The organism is Natrinema ejinorense (assembly GCF_002494345.1).
Classification (GTDB): Archaea; Halobacteriota; Halobacteria; order Halobacteriales; family Natrialbaceae; genus Natrinema; species Natrinema longum.
This window is the reverse complement of the sequence record NZ_NXNI01000001.1, coordinates 3,679,309-3,698,515: the sequence shown is the minus strand read 5'-3', so window position 1 is coordinate 3,698,515 and position 19,207 is coordinate 3,679,309. Positions and strand designations below refer to the sequence as shown.

Sequence of the window (19,207 nt, the reverse complement as noted above, 5' to 3'; positions counted from 1 at the left end):
GTTCCGTCGTGGATTCGGACTCGAGGGCACGTAGCTCAGTCCGGAAAGAGCGTCGGACTTCTAATCCGACGGTCGTGGGTTCAAATCCCATCGTGCCCGTGATTCTGCGACGAACGGACGTGAGGGACATCGATCAGTTCGATAGATTAAATACAGATATGAAGTAAAATATAGTGTCGGCAGATCCAATCGAGACCACCACAGGGGATACGGGAATACCTGATCATCGCCACACGACGATCATCGTCCCGCTGCCGACGCGTGTGACTTTTCGATAGGGTGATATTTATCAGCCGCTGCCGAGGTGTGCCGGGAAGTGGATGGCGAACCGCGACGACCCCACCCATTCGGGTACCGCTATCTCGAGGGAATCGGCACGCGGCGCTGCCAGCACGACGCCCGGCTGATCGCTCGCCGACTCCCTACGGTAGCTGAAAGTCATTGCACACCTGATCGCACGACAGCGGTGCGATCAGTGCGTCAATCGTTTCAGTGACTGTAGTCCACCAGCGATGCCAGCGGGCCCCGTGAGGTGTCGACGGAATCACGAGTCACCTACAGCCATCGAGAACGACTGCTCGCGGACTGATCGCTGTGCCGTCCGGACGGCTAACACTGATGTCACGTGGTGGCTCCAGGGTTGCTAGTGGGTTGATATTCCTGTGGTGACAGTATGTAACTACATGAGCGACGAACCGACTGCGGACGATGCGACAGTGATCGTTGTCGGCGGCGGCCCCGCCGGACTGAGTGCGGCCCTCTTCACCGCGAAGAACGGCCTCGAGACGACCGTCTTCGATACGGACAGGACGTGGATGCACAAGGCCCACCTGTTCAACTACCTCGGAATCGGCTCGGTCGGCGGCAGCGAGTTCATGGCGACGGCCCGCCAGCAGGTCGACGACTTCGGCGTCGATCGGCGACAGGGCGAGGAAGTGACCGCGGTCAGCGAGGCCGGCGATGGCTTCGCAGTCGAGACCGAAGACGGCGAGTACGAGGCGGACTTCGTCGTGCTCGCGACGGGTGCGAACCGCGAACTCGCCGAGGACGTGGGCTGTGACTTCACCGACGAAGACGTCGTCGACGTCGGCGTCGACACGGAGACGAGCGTCGAGGGCGTCTATGCGACCGGCGCGATGGTCCGCCCCGAGGAGTGGCAGGCCGCGATTTCCGTCGGCGACGGAGCCGCCGCGGGACTCAACATCCTGACGACCGTCCGTGGCGAACACTACCACGACTTCGACGTGCCCGCGGACGCCGAGCGCGTCTTCGGAGACCTGGTCGCGGAGTAACCCCCTCAACCGAACCCACAGCGTCACCCGACTCCGCCGAATCGACCGACCCAACCGACCCCACGGAATCCAGTACGATGCCTAACGAATCACAGAACCCAGTTACAGCAGAGCGACCCGACAGCCCCGTCCATACGACGGGGACCGACCACATCACCATCTGGGGGAGCAACGAAGCAGACACGATCGAGTTCTATCAGGACCTCCTCGGAATGCCGCTGGTCCTTCGCCAGCCGAACCTCGACGACCCCTCACAGACGCACCTCTTCTTCGACACGGGCGACGGTCGCATCCTGACGTTCTTCGTCAGCGACGACCGCCCGTCGAACCAGCGGGGCCAGCGCGGCGGGACCGGTGCCGTCCACCACCTCTGTTTCAGCGTCGATCCCGACGACTACGAGGACACCATGCAGGCACTCGAGGACGCGGGCCACCAGTACAACGTCTTCGATCGGGGAATCTTCCACTCGATCTACACCACGGACAACAACGGCCTCGTGATCGAACTCTCGACGGACAAGTACGAGGTACCCGACGACCGCCGCGGCGACGTGCTCGCCAAGGCCCAGGAACTCCGCGAGGCGGACGGTGCCGAGTACGCCAAAGACGAACACCTCCGCGGTGCGATCGAGGCGCTGGGCCTCGAACTCGTCGAACACGATCTCCCCGACGCCAGCGCCGGCGTCGGTGGTGTCGAATGAGCGCGGACGACCGCGTGGACGGCCCACATCAGGACCAACAACTCGTCACGGGCGGGACCGATCTCGCGGACGCCGAGGCGGCGCTCGTGTGCACCCACGGTCGCGGTGCGACCGCCCGCGGAATGGTTCAGATGGCCGAGGAGTTCCGTCGGGACGGCGTGGCGGTTCTCGCCCCGCAGGCGGCCCGCCAGACCTGGTATCCCAACTCGTTTCTCGCGCCCGTCGAGCGAAACGAGCCCGGCCGGTCGTCGGGGCTACGGGCCATCGGCGACGCGATCGGCCGGGCCAACCGGGCCGGGGTCCCGACCGAGCGGATCATGCTGATCGGCTTCTCACAGGGCGCCTGTCTGGCCAGCGAGTACCTCGCCCGAAACCCGCGACGCTACGGCGGGCTGGCCGCATTGAGCGGCGGCCTCATCGGCGAGGAACTCGACGACGAGTATCCCGGCGATCTCGAGGGGACGCCGGTCTTCCTCGGGTGTAGCGACGCGGATCCCCACATTCCAGAAGAGCGGGTTCACGACACCGCCGACGTCCTCGAGTCGATGAACGCCGACGTAACGAAGCGCCTCTACGAGGGGATGGGCCACGGGATCAACGACGACGAGATGGCGGTCGTCTCCGAGATGGTCGCGGCGCTGCTCGAGTAACGGTTAGTCGTCCGACGGTGCCGCCGACTCCTCGGCCGTCGGGGTCGGCGCGGACTCGCCCTCTGCGAAGGGGTACCACGACTGTTTGGCGTCGGCCATGTACGGTGCCTCGAAGTCGGTCTCCTGGGGTTCGCAGAACTCGACGAGCTGTTCGGTACCGGTCGCATCGACCCACTGGCGGAACGTCTGCCCGTCGTCGCAGTGGGCAGCGTAGGCCTGGAGGAGGTTCCGGATCGCGCCGGGGGCTTCGTCGGCCGGGACGCGCTGTTGGACCCAGTCGATGAACGAGGGGTCCTCGCCGACGCCGCCGCCGACGCCGATGTCGAACGCTTCGACCATCTCGCCGTCCTTGCGGGCGCGCATTCCTTGCAGGCCGATGTCGGCGGTCATCGCCTGTCCGCAGTCCGCAGTGCACCCGGAGTAGTGTATCTTGATCTTGCCGACGTCGTCGGGCAGTTCGACGTTCTCGTTGAACCAGCGCAGCATGCGAGCCATCCGCCCCTTCGTTTCTGTCAGCGCGATTGAACAGAACTCGGTGCCGGTACAGGCCATCGCGCCGCGCTCGAACGGGCTGGGTTCGGCGGGGTACTCGGAGAGCAGTGGTTCCGCGAGCAAGCTCTCGAGGTCGTCGTCGGCGACGTCGACGATGACGGGGTTCTGGCGGCGGGTCAACCGGACCTCGCCGGAGCCGTACTCGTCCGCGAGGTCGGCCAGTTCGATCGCGTCCTCGGCGGGCAGGCGACCGACGGGGACGCTCAGGCCGACGTAGTGCTGCCCGTCTTTCTGGTCGCCGACCCCGACGTGGTCGTGCTGGCCAGCCTCGACGGGTTTCCCGGCGTTGTAGGTGTACTCCCCCCGGAAGTCCTCGCCCGCCGTGTGCATTTCGAACTCGACGTACTCGTCCTGGAGCGTCTCGCGGATTTTCTCCATGCCCCAGTCCTCGGCGAAGAACCGCGCGCGGTTCTTCGAGCGGTTCTGCCGGTCGCCGTAATCGTGGTAGAGTTCGACGAAGCCGCGGCCGACCTCGTAGGCGTTCTCGGGGCGGACGAAGATATCGAGCGGCGTTGCGGCGCGGGGCTGGCGGCCGCCGAGGCCGCCGCCGACGCGGACGTTGAACCCGCGGACTTCCTCCCCCTCGATCTCCTTGGTCGCCGGCTCGAACCCGATGTCGTTGATCGAATCCTGCGCGCAGCCGACCGTACAGCCCGATGCGCTGATATTGAACTTCCGGGGCATGTTCGCCAGCGCGTCGTCCTTCCGGAGTTCCTCCTCGAAGCGCTCGAGCAGGGGGCCAGCCTCGACGAACTCCTCGGCCTTCCCGTGGAGCGGACAGCCCGAGATGTTGCGCATCGTGTCGCCGCCCGCAGAGCGAGAATGGACGCCGACCGACTCGAGTTTCTCCCAGATCTCCGGGACGTCCTCGAGTTTGAGCCAGTGTAGTTGGACGGACTGGCGGGTCGTCAGGTCGATCCAGCCGTTGCCGAACTCGGGGTTTGCGACGGGTCCCGTCGCGTAGTCACGTGCGACCTCACCGATCGTCCGCAGTTGGTCGGGCTCCAAGATACCGCTGGCGTTGGTCAACCGCATCATGAAATACGATTCCTGCCCGTCGCGCTGGTGAAACAGTCCCCAGAACTTGAACCGGGTGAACCACGTTTCGCGTTCGTCCTCGGGAATCGCCTCGTAGCCGCCGTTTTCCGCGAACTCGAGGATGTGGTCGCGGACCTCGTCGCCGTAACAGCCCTCCTTGAGTGCCTCTTTCTTATGCGCCATCGGGAACCACCCCACAGACCGAACGATCGGACTCGAATTTTCGAGTTACTGCTCCAAACATGTCGTAATTCACATTCTATCCACATGTTCCTAAATTATATAACAGTAATCGTTTACAAATATTGTATTTTACTCCGGATACGGTAGCGGGCGTAGAATATCCAATGACATATTGTCTGTATTAGGACGTATATCACGAGTGGACGGGGTGGAGAATTGGTGATTCCAAACGCGATCGACGCGGTTCGATGCCGCGTTGTGCCAGAACGATCTCCGATTTGGTGACGGACGATGCCGTGCGGGACGTTCGAAAACGGACGTACCATCGCGACGACGACCGCTGGCGAACCGGAACTCGCCGAATGGACACAACAGCGGGAGAAACGCGGACGGGTCCGATCGTCAGTCGGAGCAGGCGTCTTCGACGTCGGAGCTACTCGAGTCCGAGACGACCCGCCGTCGAGACCGATCACGAGCGGGATGCGTCGAGCCAGAATCGCCGCAGTGATGCCGACGACGGAACTCGCGGCCACGACACCTCGCTTCAGGAACCACGTCTCTCGAGTGTGCCGACGCTCGCCGGTTCGGGGAGCGATGTCGCGGTCATGGATGCTCATACGGTCTCCTGTCCGTCAGTGTCGGTGGGACCGGGACCGCCCTGCGGTCCCACCGGTTAATCGGGCCGGTAAACCGTCTCAGGCACCCGCTTCCGCGACTGCCCTGACGTCCCGGTCGCGGGGTGGTTCGAGGCGCACCGCGCACTGTTTGAAGTTGGGTTCGTTCGAGCGCGGATCGGCATCGGGGAGCGTGAGATCGTTGACGTCGGGGTGGTGGATCGGCAGCCAGACGACCCCGTCGGGGATCGCCTCGTCGACCTCGACGCGGGCCGCGACCGACGCCCGACGGGAGACGACGCGGGCGTACTGCCCCTCGTCCCCGTCGGCCATCGTCTCGAGTTCGTCCGCGAAGGCAGCCGCCGTCGCCGGGCTGACCCGAGCCGTCGGCGGCTCGTCCTCACGGGTTCGAACCCCGGTGTTGTACGCGTCCGGGCGGCGCGCGGTCGTCAGCGTAAACGGGTACGATTCGTCCGTCGGCTCCGGAAGCGGCCGGGCCTCGCCGGACGAGAACCGCGCGCGGCCCGAGGGGGTGTGGAACGACCACGATTCGTCGACCGGCTCGGGGGCGGATTCGTCCCCGTCGTCCGCCGGGTCGTTGCCGTCGGCCTCGTAGTACCGGTAGCCGCCCGACACGTCGGGTTCCGGTGCCGGCCAGCGAACCGCGGTTTCGGCCTCGAGGCGGTCGTAACTGATCCCCGAGAGATCGGCAGGGGTGCCGGCCGTCAGCGCGACGAACTCGTCGAAGGCTGCCTCGGGCTCGAGTCGGTCGTCGAACAGCTCCGGACGGAGGCGATCGGCCAGCTGGTCGATCAATTCGAGGTCCGTCCGGACGCCCGACGGCGTCTTCGTCGCCGCCCGGACGCGGGAGACGGTCCGTTCCATGTTGGTCGTCGTTCCCTCGGACTCGCCCCACGTCGCGGCGGGCAAGACGACGTCGGCGTACTCGACCGTCTCGCTCCGGAAGGCGTCCTGGACGACGAGAAACGAGTCCTCGAGTTTGTCGCGGACGTGGGTGGCGTCGGGCATACCAGCGACGGGATTGGTTGCGACCGCGTAGACGGCATCGACATCGTCGCCGATCGCGTCGACGATACCGACCGGTCCCGGCCCGGGATCGTCGGGGAATCGCGAGACTGGAACGTCCCACGCCTCGGCGATCTCCCGCCGGTGGTCCGGATCCCCGAAGGGACGGTGACCGGGCCAGCTCCCTTTCGAGGAGCAAACCCGGGTCCCCATCGAGTTAGCCTGGCCGGTCAGCGAGAACGGTCCCGAGCCCGGCCGGAGGTTGCCGGTCGCGAGACACAGATCGATCAGCGCGCCCGCGGCTGCAGTCCCGTTGACGCTCTGATTGATTCCCATCCCCCAGTAGAGCACGGACGGATCCTCGAGCGCCGCCGCGAGGCGGTCGACGTCGGCCATCGAAACGCCCGCCATCTCGGCGGCAGCCGCCGCGTCGGGGAGTTCCGCGCGGAGTTCCTCGAACCCGGTCGTCGCCCCGTCGACGAACGCCTCGTCGACGCGGTCCGTCTCGACAACGCGGGCGAGGACGGCTCGAGCGAGCGTGAGGTCGCCGCCGGGCTCGAGTGGCACGTGGTGGTCGGCGACCTCGGCGGTCTCGCTATGGACGGGATCGACCACGACGAGCTCGGAATCGTCCTCGTCTGCGGACTGCCGAATCCAGCGGAACATAACCGGATGGGCGGCGGCCGGGTTCGCTCCCCAGACCACGTGTGTTTCGGCCTCGGGAATGTCGTCGTAGGTCGGCGGCGGCGCGTCGCTGCCGAACGCGTCGTAGTAGGCCGTGACGGCCGAGGCCATACACAGCGTCGTGTTGGCGTCGTAGTATCGGGTTCCGAAGCCGCCACGGGCGAGTTTACCCAGCGCGTAGGCGGCCTCGTTGGTCTGCTGCCCGCTCCCCAGTACGGCGACGCTATCGTTCCCCGCCTCGAGTGCGGTGCCGAGCCCTTCCGCTGCGCGCTGGAGCGCCGACTCCCAGGTCGTCGGGACGAGTTCGCCGTCCTCGCACACGAGCGGCCGGGTCAGCCACTCGCCGGCCGGCTCGGCGGTCTCGCTGACGCCGCGCTGACACGCCAACCCCTGGTTGACCGGATGGCTGGGATCGCCACGGACGGTCTCGAGGCCGTATCCCCGCTCGGGGGTCCGCTGGACGTGTCCACAGCCGACTGCACACCGCATACACGTCGTCGGGACGAACTCGGTCACGGCCCCCACCTCGCCGTCTCGGAACGGATGGCGCAATGCAGTTTACAATCGCGCCCCTCGAAGAGATATTTGCGAAATACCATTCAGAGTTTCACGGGTTAGCAGAACATACACAACCACTAAACGATTATCTTTTACGAACCGTGGCTTTTCTCCTGATATCGAGCGGAAGTACCTAATATCCGGACGGATGAATACAGTATAAGGCCATTATATTATGGATTCCGCGGGTGGAAAGCAAACGAGCGTCCACGAATCCGAACGCGGTGTGAGTGTGTGACGGCTGGCCGTCACGGGAACGAACGGGAGCGAACTCGAGTGGTCTACTCTCGGCCGACCCACTTGAGGACCAGCAACGTCCCCTCGAACAACAGGATCATCGTGACGGCGACGAGGATGGGAGCCATCATCGTCGGGTCGATCGTGAACATAAAGGAGAGCCCGGCGAAGGCCGCCCAGAAGTACAGCCGCTTCTGGGCGAGCCAGCGGCGGGTCGTCACGCCCATCATGATCGCCAGCATGATAAAGAGCGGAATCTGGAAGACGATCGCGAGGAAGCCGGTCAGCGTGATGATCAGATTGAACGTTTCACCCAGCGCGTACGCGATCTCTGCGCTTCCCTCGGCGTAGTACGTGAAGTACTCGAAGAGGATCGGCAACACGAGCACGTACGAGAACAACATCCCGCCTGCCGCCAGCACGACGCTCGTGGGCACGGCCGCGAGGTAGTACTTGCGCTCGTTGGGGTACAGCCCCGGCCGCATGAACAGGTAACACTCGTAGACGAACGCCGGCAACGCGACCATGATCCCCAGCAGCGACGAGAGTTTGATCCGGGTGAGCCACAACTCGAGCGGATTGTAGAGGTGAGGTGGCGGAGCGTTACCGCCGGACGGGAAGACGCTAAACCAGATCTGTGTGATGGCATCGGAGGCCCACAGCAGTCCGATCGCCGTCCCGCCGGCGCCGAACAGGAGGACGACCGCCAGTCGGAGGACCATCTCCTCGATGTGGTCGGCCAGGGGCATCTCCTCGTCGTCGGGCGGCGTCGAAATGCCGCCGATATCGTCGTCGGAGTCGGGATAGGTCGGCTCGGGACTGTGCCGGTCGCCGACGACGCCCTCGCCGTCGGTCTCGAGGCTGGGAGTCGCTCCGTCAGCAGCGGCTGGCTGTCGCCCGTCGGGACCCTCGCGTGGCTCCGTGGGCCCCTCGACCTCGCGGTCGTCCACCGGCTCGTCCGACATCTATCGGATACTGATAGGCCGCCGGTTATAGGCCTTTTTCTTACGAACACCCCGTCGTGAGCGAGAAGGGCGTTCGATCGGCCCACGAACTACATACCCCACTCGAAAGGTTGATAACTGGATGTCAGTTACTTTCGTCCAATGAGTTCTGCCGTCGACGAGGATACAGCCCGGGCCCTCAACAGCGGCCGGGAGACGCTCGGCGCACTCCTCTCTGGTGCCCAACAACACCTCCAGAAAGTGTTCATCGTCTTCCTCCTGGGCTTCGTCGGCTCCTTCTACGCGCTTCGGATCGTCGTCTGGGACTTCCTCAAGGCGACGACGGAGTCCCAGATGGGGCAGGATATCGCGGCGGCGACCGATGTCATCACACGGACGCCCTTCGAGGTGATCTTGCTCCAGGCCAAGATCGGGATGATCGTGGGGATCATCGTCGCGCTCCCCGCCTTGCTCTTTTTCTCACGGAAGGCACTCCGTCGGCGGGGGTATACCAGCGTCGTCCCGATTTCGAAAGGCCACATCGCAGGCTTCGTGGTGATGGCGCTGGCCCTGTTCATGGCGGGTGTCGTCTACGCCTACAGCATCTTTTTCCCGTACGCGTTCGCGTTCCTCGCAGGGAACGCGGTCAGTGCCGGCGTCAAACCGAGCTTCGGCATCACCGAGTTCACCGAGTTCATGGCGCTGTTGACGCTCTCCTTTGGCCTCGCCGCCCAGCTCCCGCTGGTGATGGGGGCGCTGTCCTATACCGAAGTCATTCCCTTCGAAACGTTCCGTGACAAGTGGCGACACGCCGTCGTCGGGATCGTCATCTTCGGGGCCCTGTTCTCGCCGCCGGACCCGTTCACACAGGTCATGTGGGCGACCCCGATGGTCATCCTCTACGTCTTCAGTCTCGGACTGGCCAAGGTGGTCACCAACGTCCGGCGACGCGGCGCAGCGAAATCCGCCGGGACGGGGACCGAACACGTCAAGCGCCGCCTCCTCCAGTTCGGTGGCGTCCTCGCCGCGGCCACCCTCACGATCGCGCTGGCCGTCAACCAGGGCGGCTTCGGCTACCTCCACGAATCGGTCTACCCGCTGTTCCCCTCGCGGCTTCGACCCGGGACGACCGGACTCGAGACGTTCGCGCTCGAACACGGCCACCTCGGCGAGCTCGCGGTCGGCCTGGTCGTCGCCGCCGTCGTGGGCTTTCTCGTCCTGCTTGGCTACACGATCTACGTGCTCCAGCAGCCGGTCTACCCCCGCGAGGACGACGTTCGACGGGCCGACAGCCACGACGACATCGATTTCGAGACGCTCGAGGCCGAGGACATCGAGGACGTTTCGACGCAGGTCTTCCGGACGATGAGCGAAGAGCAGGCCCTCGAGTACTCCCGGCAGGCCATGTACGACGACGACCGGGCGAAAGCCGAGGCGATCCTCAATCGCTTCGATACGATACAGGAGTCCATGGCCGGCGAGGACGGAGCGGGAGACGGCGACACGGCGGGCGGGGCGAGTACTGGCGGGGCCGCCGCGGACGACGAAGGGGGCCTCTTCGCGAGCACCGCCGCTGGGATGCTCGATCCGTTCACCGAAGACGAGACCACCGAAGACGACATCGGCGGCTACGCCTACGACATCGCCTTTATCCTCAACAGCCTCACCTCGAAGGTGTTCCGAATCGTCGGGCTGTTCATGGTCGTCATGGGCGGGACCTTCTTCTGGCTCTACTCGGGCGGTCTCGGGGACGTCCTCAGGCTCTTCCTCGATCGAGTTCCACGGGAGTTGCTCGCCGAGGTCGTCGACGAAGACATCAATCTGAGCGAATTGAAGGACCCCGAGTATCTCACCGAGGTCATCAACGAACTGGACATCGTCGTCGCCTTGCACCCCGTCGAAGTGCTCATCTTCGAGGCGAAGGTGAGCGCGCTCGCCGGCCTCATCGCCGTGGTACCGGTGGCGCTGTTCTACGCCTGGCCGGCCGCCAAGGAGCGCGGGCTGGTCTACGGCGACCGCCGGACGTTCGTCGTCTGGGGCGGCGGTCTACTCGCCGGCTTCGCCGTCGGAACCTACCTCGGGTTCTTCTGGGTCGCGCCGTCGATCATCTCGTATCTGATCTCGGATGGGCTCCGCAACGGGATGGTCATCTCCTACCGGATCAAGAACTTCTTCTGGCTCGTGATCTTCACCACCGTCGGAATCGGCTTCCTGCTGAACATCATCGTCACGATGGCGCTGTTCCACGTCGGCGGCATCGTCAGCTACCGCACGATGCTCGAGCGCTGGCGGCCGGTCGTCGTCGGGATCTTCGTCCTCGCGGCCTTCTTCAGCCCGAAGGGGATCCTCATGATGCTGATCGTCTCGATCCCGATCGCGCTGACGTACCTGATCGGCCTCGCCGTCCTCTACGTCCTGACCGCCGGCGGACGGCTGTTCGGCGGTGGCGGTGATGGAACGGCAACGGACCCCGACGCGGACGACGACACCGGAGCCACCGTCGTCGACTAGGAGTCCGGTGCCGCGAGCCGACGGCTTAAGTCGGGGGCTTGCGAACGACTATCCAGACTGATGCCCAAGATCAGCGTCGAAATCCCACAGGAACTCCTCGACGACTTGGACGACCACGTCGGCGACGACGGCAAGTTCGTCAATCGCAGCGACGCCATCCGATCCTCGATCCGCAAAAACCTGGATATCCTCGACGAGATCGACAAACGTCACGACCGCCTCGGGGATCAGGAGTATAGTAGCAACTGAAACGATTTACACACTGATCGCAACGCTGTCGTGCGATCAGGTGTGCACTGACTTACAGTTGCTACTATAGTGTTACTCCTCGTCGATCCGCTGAGCGAACCCGAAGTTCGGCTTCACGTCGTCGACGCGAACCTCGACGGTCTCGCCTTCTTCCGTCCCCGGCACGAACAGCCGATAGCCGTCGATCGACGCGATGCCGTCGCCCTCGTTTCCGACGCTTTCGATCTCGACCTCGAGTTCGTCGCCCGGCCGCACCGTCGCGGTGAGTCGGCCCTTTCCGATGAAGTAGACTTCCGAGGACTCGTCGCGGCTTGCCTTCGGCGACGTCGCACGGACGTACTGGAACTCCTCCTCGACGTCGGCCCGGAAGTCGTCGACGTCCGGCCCCTCGAAGATCTTCACGACGAAGTCGCCGCCGCTGTCGAGGAGTTCGAGTGCGGTCTCGAAGGCCTGCCGCGCGAGGTGCAGCGAGCGAGCCTGATCGAGCGAGTACTCGCCGGACATGTTGGGTGCCATGTCCGACACGACCACGTCGACGGGCCCGCCGGCGGCGTCGACGACGCGGTCGCGGGTCTTGGCTTCGGTCATGTCCCCGCGGAGCGTCTCGACGTTGTCGTGGTCGTCGAAGTCCTTGATCCGCTGGAAGTCGACGCCGATGACGTTTCCGTTGGGGCCGACCTCCTCGGCGGCGACCTCGAGCCAGCCGCCGGGAGCCGCACCCAGGTCGACGACGGTGTCGCCGCTGTCGATGACGTTCTCGAGCTGGTCGAGCTGTTTGAGCTTGTAGGCCGCTCGAGAGCGGTACCCTTCCTGCTTCGCTTTGTTGTAGTAGTGGTCTTTTGCCATGAGTTGATCCTCACGTGGTGGCAGTCCCGGACGACCGACCAGTGACTGCCGACGAAACCGATCCGAGTGTCGTCGCCGCCACTCGGGACGGGCCGTCGTATTCGTATCTCGGATATGCGCCAGAAGCGGAAAGACCTGCTGAAAACGCTCCGCGCCGCGGAGCCGGCGGCCCGGGCCCGCCCGCGCGTAAAGGGTGGCTTTTTATGTCGACCGTTCGTACGGCGACCTATATGTTCAAGGCCATCGTGAGCGCCGAAACGCTCACCAGCGCGCTCGATTCGGTGAGCGTGCTGGTCGACGAGTGCAAGATCCACCTCGAGGAAGACGGGCTGGAGATCCGGGCCGTCGACCCCGCGAACGTCGGGATGGTCGACCTCTCGCTCGATGCGTCTGCGTTCGAGTCCTACGAAGCGGACGGCGGACTGATCGGCGTCGACCTCTCGCGGCTCGAGGATATCGCTGGCATGGCCGAATCCGGCCAGCTCATCCAGCTCGAACTCGACGAGGAGACCCGAAAACTCCACATCCAGATCGACGGACTCGAGTACACGCTCGCGCTCATCGATCCCGATTCGATCCGCCAGGAGCCCGACATTCCGGACCTCGATCTGCCCGCGGAGGTCGTCCTCGAGGGGAACGACGTCAACCGCTCGGTGACCGCCGCCGACATGGTCTCCGATCACATCGCACTGGGCGTCGACGAAACGGAGGAGTACTTCTACGTCGACGCGGAGGGCGACACCGACGACGTCCACCTCGAACTCACCCAGGAGGAGCTGATCGACCTGCAGGTCGGCCCCGCTCACTCGCTGTTCTCGCTGGACTATCTCAAGGACATGAACAAGGCGATCCCGAAAGACACCGAGGTCACGCTCGACCTCGGCGAGGAGTTCCCCGTCAAGATCTACTTCGGCTTCGGCGAGGGCCAGGGACAGGTCACCTACATGCTCGCGCCGCGGATCCAGAGCGAGTAACGCTGGCTCGGCCGCCGACCCACGTTCGGACGATCGATCGCCGTCCTCGAGTTCGGTGCCGTCTTACTTCTGCCTGCAAGCGTCCGCTGGGCTCGGACGGCTCGCAGGTCCCGGCTCAGAGCGAGCCGTCGGCAATCGGCAGCGTCAGCGTCGATTCGTCGTTGTGGACGGTCGCTGACCCGTGTTCGTCCAGGTAGAAGGGATCGCTGGCCTCGATTCGTAGCTCGAGCGCGTCACCGCGGGGGATCTCCCGCAGGAGCGGTTCGAGCTCGAGATCGAGCCGGTGTGTGCCCGGCTCCTCGAGGCGGAACCCGGTCACCTGATCGTCGATCTGTTCGGTCGAGAACGGATCTTCGGCGTGGTGGAGGCTGGCGAAACAGAGCAACGGCGCATCGTGGGCCTCGATCGACACGGAAAGCGCGGGCGTCCCCCGGAGTCGGAAGCCGTCGGACTCGATCTCGTAGCTCGCCGTCTCGTTCCAGAACGGTCGGTGGCGGATCGTCGAGGTCGTCCCACCGAGGCCCTCGAGGCCGACCACCGTCCGTTCGACCGTTCCCGGAAAGTCGTCGAACGTTCGCCACCGACTCGCCTGATCGTCCCAGAGGGAGACCGGCGGAACGACATCGGTCTCCGCGCCACGGACGTGCCGGTCCATCCAGTCGAGCGCCGCCCGGTTCATGTACTCGTGTTGTTCGTCCGTGACAGCGAGTTCGTCGATGTTGTGACCGCCGCCGTAGATGACGAGTCGCGACTCGACGCCCAGGTCGTCGATCTCGCGGTAGTTGGCGACCGCCTCGCTCGGTGGGAAGAGCGTGTCCTTCCAGCCCGAAATGACGAGCGTCGGCGTCTCGAGGCTCTCGAGGGACCGCGTCGGCGATCGCTCCTGGAAGTACTCGAGTGCGGCCTCGGGGATCGCGTTCTCGGCCATCGCCTCGGCGTACCAGTCCTGTAGATTCGAGTCGATGCTCTCCCCGATATCGCCAGTGAACCGCGAGGAAGCGGAGCCAAACCCCACCAGCAACGTGAGCCACCCGGATTTGATCGCACCGTTGGGCGTGATGGCGGTGACGAAATCGTTCCACGCGATTCGAGGGACGATGGCGTCGATTCGGTCGTCTCGTGTGGCAGCGAGGAGTTGGATGCCGCCGCCGTACGACCCCCCGTCCATCCCAAGCGACGGATCGTCGCCGTCGGCGATCACGTCGTCGTGGTCGGCGAGCCAGTCGATCAGCGCCGACACGTCGGCGACCTCGTTCGGTCCGTTGACCCCGACTTCGCCACCGGAGCCTCCGTACCCGCGCGAATCGTACGCGAGCACCACGTACCCGTTGTCGGCGTACATGCCGGCGGTACAGCGGAGGAACTCCCTGCTCATTCCCCAGCCGTGAGTCGTGAGCACGGCAGGGTGGGGTCCGTCGGCGTCCGGTACGTACAGTGTGGCGGCGAGCGCCGTTCCGTCGAACGACTCGACTGTCACGTCTCGCGTCGTGAATGCGCCGTCGCCGTGGAAGAACTCCCTCGAGAGCGCGCAGTCGAGTTCGATCGCCGCTGCCGGGTTCGTCCCGATCCCCATCCCGGCGGCCGTGATCCCACCAGCCGCGGTCGCTCGGAGGAGGGTTCGTCGGTTCACGTTCATATGGCATTGGTTGACATAATTGCCGATATGGATAGTCGTTATCCGACGGATAGCAGGGACCTGATATATCGGCCCACCGCTCCCGCCGCCGCTCGTTGCGAACGCGGCTTCCAGGTCACCTCGAGGACCGACACGGCTCCAGCCGGCGGTCTCGACATCGTCCCCTAATTAAAAGAAGTATATACGAAGGGGACGACCTACCAGCACCTCCAGAGTAGTCAGCGGTATGCCCTCCCCGAACGCTCCCGACGACGGCCCAGAAACGAACGAAACGAGGTACGTCACGACGTTCGATCCGGAAGCTGGTGAACGGGCGAGCGACGCGATCGTCACCGCGGTGGCGGCAATCGTGGGAACGGAATCGGTCGATCTCCCGCCGCTGTACGACGCCGTCGATCCGGAGGCGCTCGACTCGCTGGTCGAACACGCCCAGCGGATGGAAGGCGCGGTCACCCATCAGGTGTGGTTCACCTACGAGTCGTTCGACGTCGGCGTCCGGACCGACGGTGAGATCCGGATCCGGGACGCCACGACGGCGAGTTGAGCAACGACCCGAGTTTCGCTCGAGCGGCGTTTCATGCTGACTTCTATCAGCCAGTGACGGCACAATTACACGGCGGATCGCGGTTGCGCCGGGACATCGGTACAGGGGACCGTCTCAGTCCTGTTCGTCGAGAAAGGCCACCAGTTCCCCGTTGACCTCGTCGTCGTTCTCGATGAAGAAGAGATGGGAGCCACCCTCGACGAGTTCGACGCGACTGTCCGTGATCTTCTCCGCGAGGAGCCCCGCGTTCTCGACGGGAACGACCCGATCGGCCGTCCCGTGGAGGATCAGCGTCGGCACGCGAATTCCGTCGAGGCGGTCGCTGACGTCGAAGTTCTGGACGGCCGCGGCCTGGGCCTCCCGAGCCGGATCGTCGGCGTCCTGTTCGAGTCGCCACTCGAGGATTCGATCCATCAGATGCGGGTTCCGGTTGGTGAACCGGTCGTTGAACGCGGGTCGCATCCGGTGGCGGAGCGTCTCCCGCTGGCTGGCCCCGTCGGGCGTGTCGAACATGTGTTCCTGGGTCTCGTCGGGCACCGGGACCGCGTCGGGCCCGCCGTGAGTGGTACAACACAGCGTCAGCGACTTCGTTCGGGAGTACTCGAGCGCGTAGCGCTGGGCGATCATCCCGCCCATGCTCGCGCCGACGATGTGGGCGTCGTAGATCCCAGCGTCGTCGAGGACGGCCTCGAGATCGGCAGCCAGTCCGCCGATCGAGTAGCCGGCCAGTTTGAGGAGAACGAGCCCACGGAGCGGCCCCGGAAGCCGCGGAACGAGCGGCGGGAGCCCGACGTCCGAGCGACCCGTGCCCCGGTTGTCCGGCGCGATGACATCGTACTCGTCGGCGACGGCCTCGCGTTGCCAGCGCCACATCCACCGTCCGAACCCGAGCCCCTGTACGAACACGACCGGCGCGCGTCCGTCTCCCTCGCTTCGCTCGTACTCGTAATAGATCGACACGCCGTCTCTCGTCGCCTGTGGCATAGCCGAGACGACGAGTCGGATACCCTTGAAATCGATCCTCGAGCCCGAGCCGACCGGGGACCGGTTGCGCGCACTCGAGAACCGGCTGTCGAGATGTGGTAATACCGTATTATCGCCGCCGAGATCGGCGGAGACGGCGGTGTCGGCCACGACTACTGTCGGCGACCGAGCCGTCGATCCGAGCGGATCGGTAATACGTGATTGGGACAATCAGCGCGTTTATCCCGTCGGAGTAATATCGTTGTACCGATGCAGCGACTCCACGCCCGGTACCCGTTTCTCGAGGCGGCCCGCGAGTCCGTCGCGACGGAGGCGGTCGATTTAGCGACCGTGGTCGAACAGGACCGGGCGGTCGTCGATCGCGCGCGCCAACGCGTTATTACCGCACTCGAAGACGGAGAGACGGGGGAGCCACACCGCGATGCCCGCATCGAGTTACTCTCCTATCCGGTCGCGCGGGTGCTCGTCTCGATGGTCGACGAACGGATTCTCGTCCGCAAGTACGCCCGCGCCGAGTCCGCGACGGCCTACGAGCGGTTTACCGCGGACATGACCGACGAGACCGACCTAAAGAGCGTCGAGTCGACCGGGCTGAAGCTCGCGGACCTGCTCGCCGAGTTCGACCTCGAGGACGCCGTCCGCGAGACGGGTGACGGGGAGGGCTACCGGATCGACGTCGGGACCTACCTGCCCCTCGCCGAGGACCTCTGGGACGACGAGTGGCGACTCGTCAATCGACCGTTGGCGGCGGGCGAGATCCCCGTCGACGAGACCGAACTCCTCACGCTCCTGCGCGAGGCGATCCGCGGACGGATCGAGGATGGCCTCCCCTTCGAGGTCCCCGCGGCGATCGCGACCGCGCTCGAGGACGACGCCGCCGAGATCCGGGCGGTACTGGCGGACCTCGAGTTGACGCAGGATATCGACACCGTCGTACCCGACCTCTTCCCGCCGTGTATGAAGGCGCTCCTCGACCAGATTCAGAAAGGTGAGCACCTCCCCCATCACTCCCGCTTTGCGATCACCGCCTTCCTGACGAGTATCGGGATGGACACCGACGAGATCGTCGACCTCTACCGCGTCAACTCGTCGTTCGGCGAGGAGATGACCCGCTATCAGACCGATCACATCAGCGGGGAAACCTCGCCGACGGAGTACTCGCCGCCCTCCTGTGCGACCATGCAGTCCTACGGCGATTGCGTGAACAAAGACGATCTGTGCGAGCGGATTCCACATCCGATGGCCTACTACGAGCAACGGATCGACGACGCCGACGACGAGGAACTCGAGGACTGGCGCGGTGCGGACGGCGAGGACGGCCAGTCGGCGAGTGGCGACTGAGAAAACGCGCCGTCAGCCGATCCGTTCGAACCGAGACGGCTCGTTCGGTCACTCCTGAGACGGCTCGTTCGACAGTTCCTCGGCCTGTTGCTGGATGTCCTGTAGCGCCCGCTCCTGTTCACCGCGAGCGATGCCGCCGGCTTCGACGTGACGGCCCTCGTACTGCCAGGAGGGGATCGCGTTCCAGACGGTCGAGGGCTCGTCCTCGGTCTCGCTCTCGGTTCGGCTCGTCGTCTGTGTGGGTCGTCGCCACGAGAGGAACGCCACCAGTCCGATCAGCGCCACGAGCGTACCGGCGGCAGTCGTCGGGCCGACGACGACCGACAATCCAACGACCAGTGGCGAGCAGAGCAAGCCGAACACGAGCGGGACGGCCAGCCGTCGGAGCCGTGATCGGGACGAGCGCTCGGCGGTATCGTTGGGACTCTCCATACGCTCTGTCGACTCCCTATCGTGAAAAACATGTCGGCGAGTTAAAACGTCCCCTGGGTGTCCGCATCGTCGTCGTCGGTAGCCTCGAGACCGTCCTCCGGATCGTTCAGGGTGTAGGCCAGGCCGATCCCGATCACGGTCAACAGGAGAATGAATCCGACGATAACTCCGATGAGCATCTGGCCACCCTCGGGTGAGAGCGTCCCGTTTCCGGCACTGTAAGAGGAGCCGACGGCGACCATGGCCGCTAGCATCAGGAAGACGCCACCGACGGAGACGACGATTTCGATGAGCTGTTCGCGCTCGATCATTGTCCCATCGCTTTCGCCGGCCCGGTGAAAAGCGCTTCGAAGGGGGGCTCGAGCGGGAGTCGGCCGAGGGTGACCACCAGTCGGAGCGTCTGGCTTGCGATCGCAGGGGTGGCAGTTATTACCCTCGGTACCCTACCGACGTCGAATAGCCAGCCGACTAGCGATTTCAGTTCCGACGCATCCATGAAAACAACAGCGTCACCGAAAGCACCGCTTCCAGTACCGACGGCAGGACACCTCCCCGAGCGATCGCGCCGGGCACGCGCCGAACCGATGTCGGTGTTGCCGCTGGGCGATGGCCTCTACGAGGTCGAGTCCGCGAGCGACCACACCTACCTCGTCGATCTCGAGGCGGGCAGATGTACCTGTCCGGATTACGTCTTCCGCGAGGTCCGCTGCAAGCACGTTCGCCGTGTCGCGATCGAGATCACGGAGGGACACACACCGCCGCCGGGCCGGGTTGCGGTTTCGTGTCACGACTGCGACGAGACGATTTTCGTCGACGAGGACGCGACCGAACCGCTGTACTGCGACGAGCACACGATCCGGCCGGGCGACACCGTCGTCAACCGGGAGACTGGCGACCGCCTCACCGTCGTCGACGTCTCGACGCTCCGGGCCGACGCCGTGGAAATCGGGGCGGCGGACTGTACCGTCGCCGAGTACGCGACGAACGAGGGTTACGATCCCGAGGTCCCCGTCGTCGGAGCAGTCTACCCACACGCGACCGTGGCCCGAAACGGCGTCGTCCCCTCGTCGCTGAGGATCTACGTCTTTCCGCGAACCCGCCTCGAGGCGGCGTAGATCGCCGATTTAGCCCCTGTCGTCGCCGGGAGAACGATTACAACACCTCGCAACGTATTTCGGGTTGACAACTCCCGTTTTCTTGTAGACTGGTAC

Annotated in this window: 18 protein-coding genes and 1 tRNA gene; 10 read left to right on the top strand and 9 right to left on the bottom strand. The window is 64.8% G+C overall.

Going from position 1 to position 19,207, the window contains the following annotated elements; translation table 11 throughout:
* Positions 1-24 precede the first annotated feature (24 nt).
* Positions 25-99: transfer RNA gene (locus tag CP557_RS18080), tRNA-Arg, on the top strand.
* Positions 100-289: 190 nt separating this feature from the next.
* On the opposite strand, the gene CP557_RS22705 is transcribed toward CP557_RS18080, so the two are convergent.
* Entirely contained in the window at positions 290-442 is a 153-nt protein-coding gene (locus CP557_RS22705) for a hypothetical protein (protein WP_169924408.1), read from the bottom strand.
* A 241-nt stretch (positions 443-683) separates the two neighbouring features.
* Here CP557_RS22705 and CP557_RS18075 point away from each other — a divergent pair, with 241 nt between their 5' ends.
* The 3 genes from CP557_RS18075 to CP557_RS18065 all read left to right on the top strand — a co-directional run bounded on the left by CP557_RS18075 (position 684) and on the right by CP557_RS18065 (position 2,643).
* Positions 684-1,292, top strand: coding sequence for an NAD(P)/FAD-dependent oxidoreductase (locus CP557_RS18075; RefSeq protein WP_097381195.1), 609 nt, complete (start codon positions 684-686; stop codon positions 1,290-1,292).
* A 77-nt stretch (positions 1,293-1,369) separates the two neighbouring features.
* Positions 1,370-1,993, top strand: a complete 624-nt coding sequence (locus tag CP557_RS18070; RefSeq protein ID WP_097381194.1) for a VOC family protein — start codon at positions 1,370-1,372, stop codon at positions 1,991-1,993.
* Positions 1,990-2,643 (top strand): alpha/beta hydrolase, encoded by a 654-nt coding sequence (locus CP557_RS18065; RefSeq protein ID WP_097381193.1) that lies wholly within the window; start codon positions 1,990-1,992, stop codon positions 2,641-2,643. The genes CP557_RS18070 and CP557_RS18065 overlap by 4 nt, the downstream gene beginning before the upstream one ends.
* 3 nt (positions 2,644-2,646) lie before the next feature.
* Here the strand turns inward: CP557_RS18065 and CP557_RS18060 are convergent, their stop codons facing one another.
* From CP557_RS18060 to tatC, 3 genes are all read right to left on the bottom strand, one after another.
* Positions 2,647-4,416: a nitrite/sulfite reductase gene (locus tag CP557_RS18060; RefSeq protein WP_097381192.1), complete on the bottom strand. Its 1,770-nt coding sequence runs from the start codon at positions 4,414-4,416 to the stop codon at positions 2,647-2,649.
* A 695-nt stretch (positions 4,417-5,111) separates the two neighbouring features.
* Complete coding sequence (gene nasA / locus CP557_RS18050; RefSeq protein WP_245853090.1) at positions 5,112-7,229, bottom strand: assimilatory nitrate reductase NasA; 2,118 nt, start codon at positions 7,227-7,229, stop codon at positions 5,112-5,114.
* 350 nt (positions 7,230-7,579) lie between these two features.
* Complete coding sequence (gene tatC / locus CP557_RS18045) at positions 7,580-8,500, bottom strand: twin-arginine translocase subunit TatC (RefSeq protein WP_097381190.1); 921 nt, start codon at positions 8,498-8,500, stop codon at positions 7,580-7,582.
* 141 nt (positions 8,501-8,641) lie between these two features.
* Here tatC and CP557_RS18040 point away from each other — a divergent pair, with 141 nt between their 5' ends.
* Both CP557_RS18040 and CP557_RS18035 read left to right on the top strand, forming a co-directional pair.
* Positions 8,642-10,990 (top strand): twin-arginine translocase subunit TatC, encoded by a 2,349-nt coding sequence (locus CP557_RS18040; RefSeq protein ID WP_097381189.1) that lies wholly within the window; start codon positions 8,642-8,644, stop codon positions 10,988-10,990.
* A 60-nt stretch (positions 10,991-11,050) separates the two neighbouring features.
* Entirely contained in the window at positions 11,051-11,239 is a 189-nt protein-coding gene (locus CP557_RS18035; RefSeq protein ID WP_097381188.1) for a CopG family transcriptional regulator, read from the top strand.
* Positions 11,240-11,311: 72 nt separating this feature from the next.
* Here CP557_RS18035 and CP557_RS18030 read toward each other — a convergent pair whose 3' ends face one another.
* Positions 11,312-12,085: a 23S rRNA (uridine(2552)-2'-O)-methyltransferase gene (locus CP557_RS18030; protein ID WP_097381187.1), complete on the bottom strand. Its 774-nt coding sequence runs from the start codon at positions 12,083-12,085 to the stop codon at positions 11,312-11,314.
* A gap of 230 nt (positions 12,086-12,315) precedes the next feature.
* On the opposite strand from CP557_RS18030, the gene CP557_RS18025 reads away from it, so the two are divergent.
* Positions 12,316-13,059 (top strand): DNA polymerase sliding clamp, encoded by a 744-nt coding sequence (locus CP557_RS18025; protein WP_097381707.1) that lies wholly within the window; start codon positions 12,316-12,318, stop codon positions 13,057-13,059.
* Between the two features lie 115 nt (positions 13,060-13,174).
* Here CP557_RS18025 and CP557_RS18020 read toward each other — a convergent pair whose 3' ends face one another.
* Positions 13,175-14,695, bottom strand: coding sequence for a CocE/NonD family hydrolase (locus CP557_RS18020; protein ID WP_097381186.1), 1,521 nt, complete (start codon positions 14,693-14,695; stop codon positions 13,175-13,177).
* 226 nt (positions 14,696-14,921) lie between these two features.
* Between CP557_RS18020 and CP557_RS18015 the strand changes: the two genes are divergently transcribed.
* On the top strand, positions 14,922-15,239 hold the full coding sequence (locus tag CP557_RS18015; RefSeq protein WP_097381185.1) for a HalOD1 output domain-containing protein: 318 nt from the start codon (positions 14,922-14,924) through the stop codon (positions 15,237-15,239).
* A gap of 114 nt (positions 15,240-15,353) precedes the next feature.
* Here CP557_RS18015 and CP557_RS18010 read toward each other — a convergent pair whose 3' ends face one another.
* Entirely contained in the window at positions 15,354-16,223 is an 870-nt protein-coding gene (locus tag CP557_RS18010; protein WP_097381706.1) for an alpha/beta fold hydrolase, read from the bottom strand.
* A gap of 249 nt (positions 16,224-16,472) precedes the next feature.
* Between CP557_RS18010 and priL the strand changes: the two genes are divergently transcribed.
* A complete protein-coding gene (gene priL / locus CP557_RS18005; RefSeq protein WP_097381184.1) occupies positions 16,473-17,564 on the top strand; it encodes a DNA primase regulatory subunit PriL in 1,092 nt (363 codons plus the stop codon).
* Positions 17,565-17,612: 48 nt separating this feature from the next.
* Here priL and CP557_RS18000 read toward each other — a convergent pair whose 3' ends face one another.
* Both CP557_RS18000 and CP557_RS17995 read right to left on the bottom strand, forming a co-directional pair.
* Positions 17,613-17,996, bottom strand: coding sequence for a hypothetical protein (locus CP557_RS18000; RefSeq protein ID WP_097381183.1), 384 nt, complete (start codon positions 17,994-17,996; stop codon positions 17,613-17,615).
* A 41-nt stretch (positions 17,997-18,037) separates the two neighbouring features.
* Positions 18,038-18,307, bottom strand: a complete 270-nt coding sequence (locus CP557_RS17995) for a DUF7472 family protein (protein ID WP_097381182.1) — start codon at positions 18,305-18,307, stop codon at positions 18,038-18,040.
* A 183-nt stretch (positions 18,308-18,490) separates the two neighbouring features.
* On the opposite strand from CP557_RS17995, the gene CP557_RS17985 reads away from it, so the two are divergent.
* The gene (locus tag CP557_RS17985; protein ID WP_097381180.1) at positions 18,491-19,111 is read left to right on the top strand and encodes an SWIM zinc finger family protein; all 621 of its coding nucleotides are present in this window, start codon (positions 18,491-18,493) and stop codon (positions 19,109-19,111) included.
* Positions 19,112-19,207: the final 96 nt, after the last annotated feature.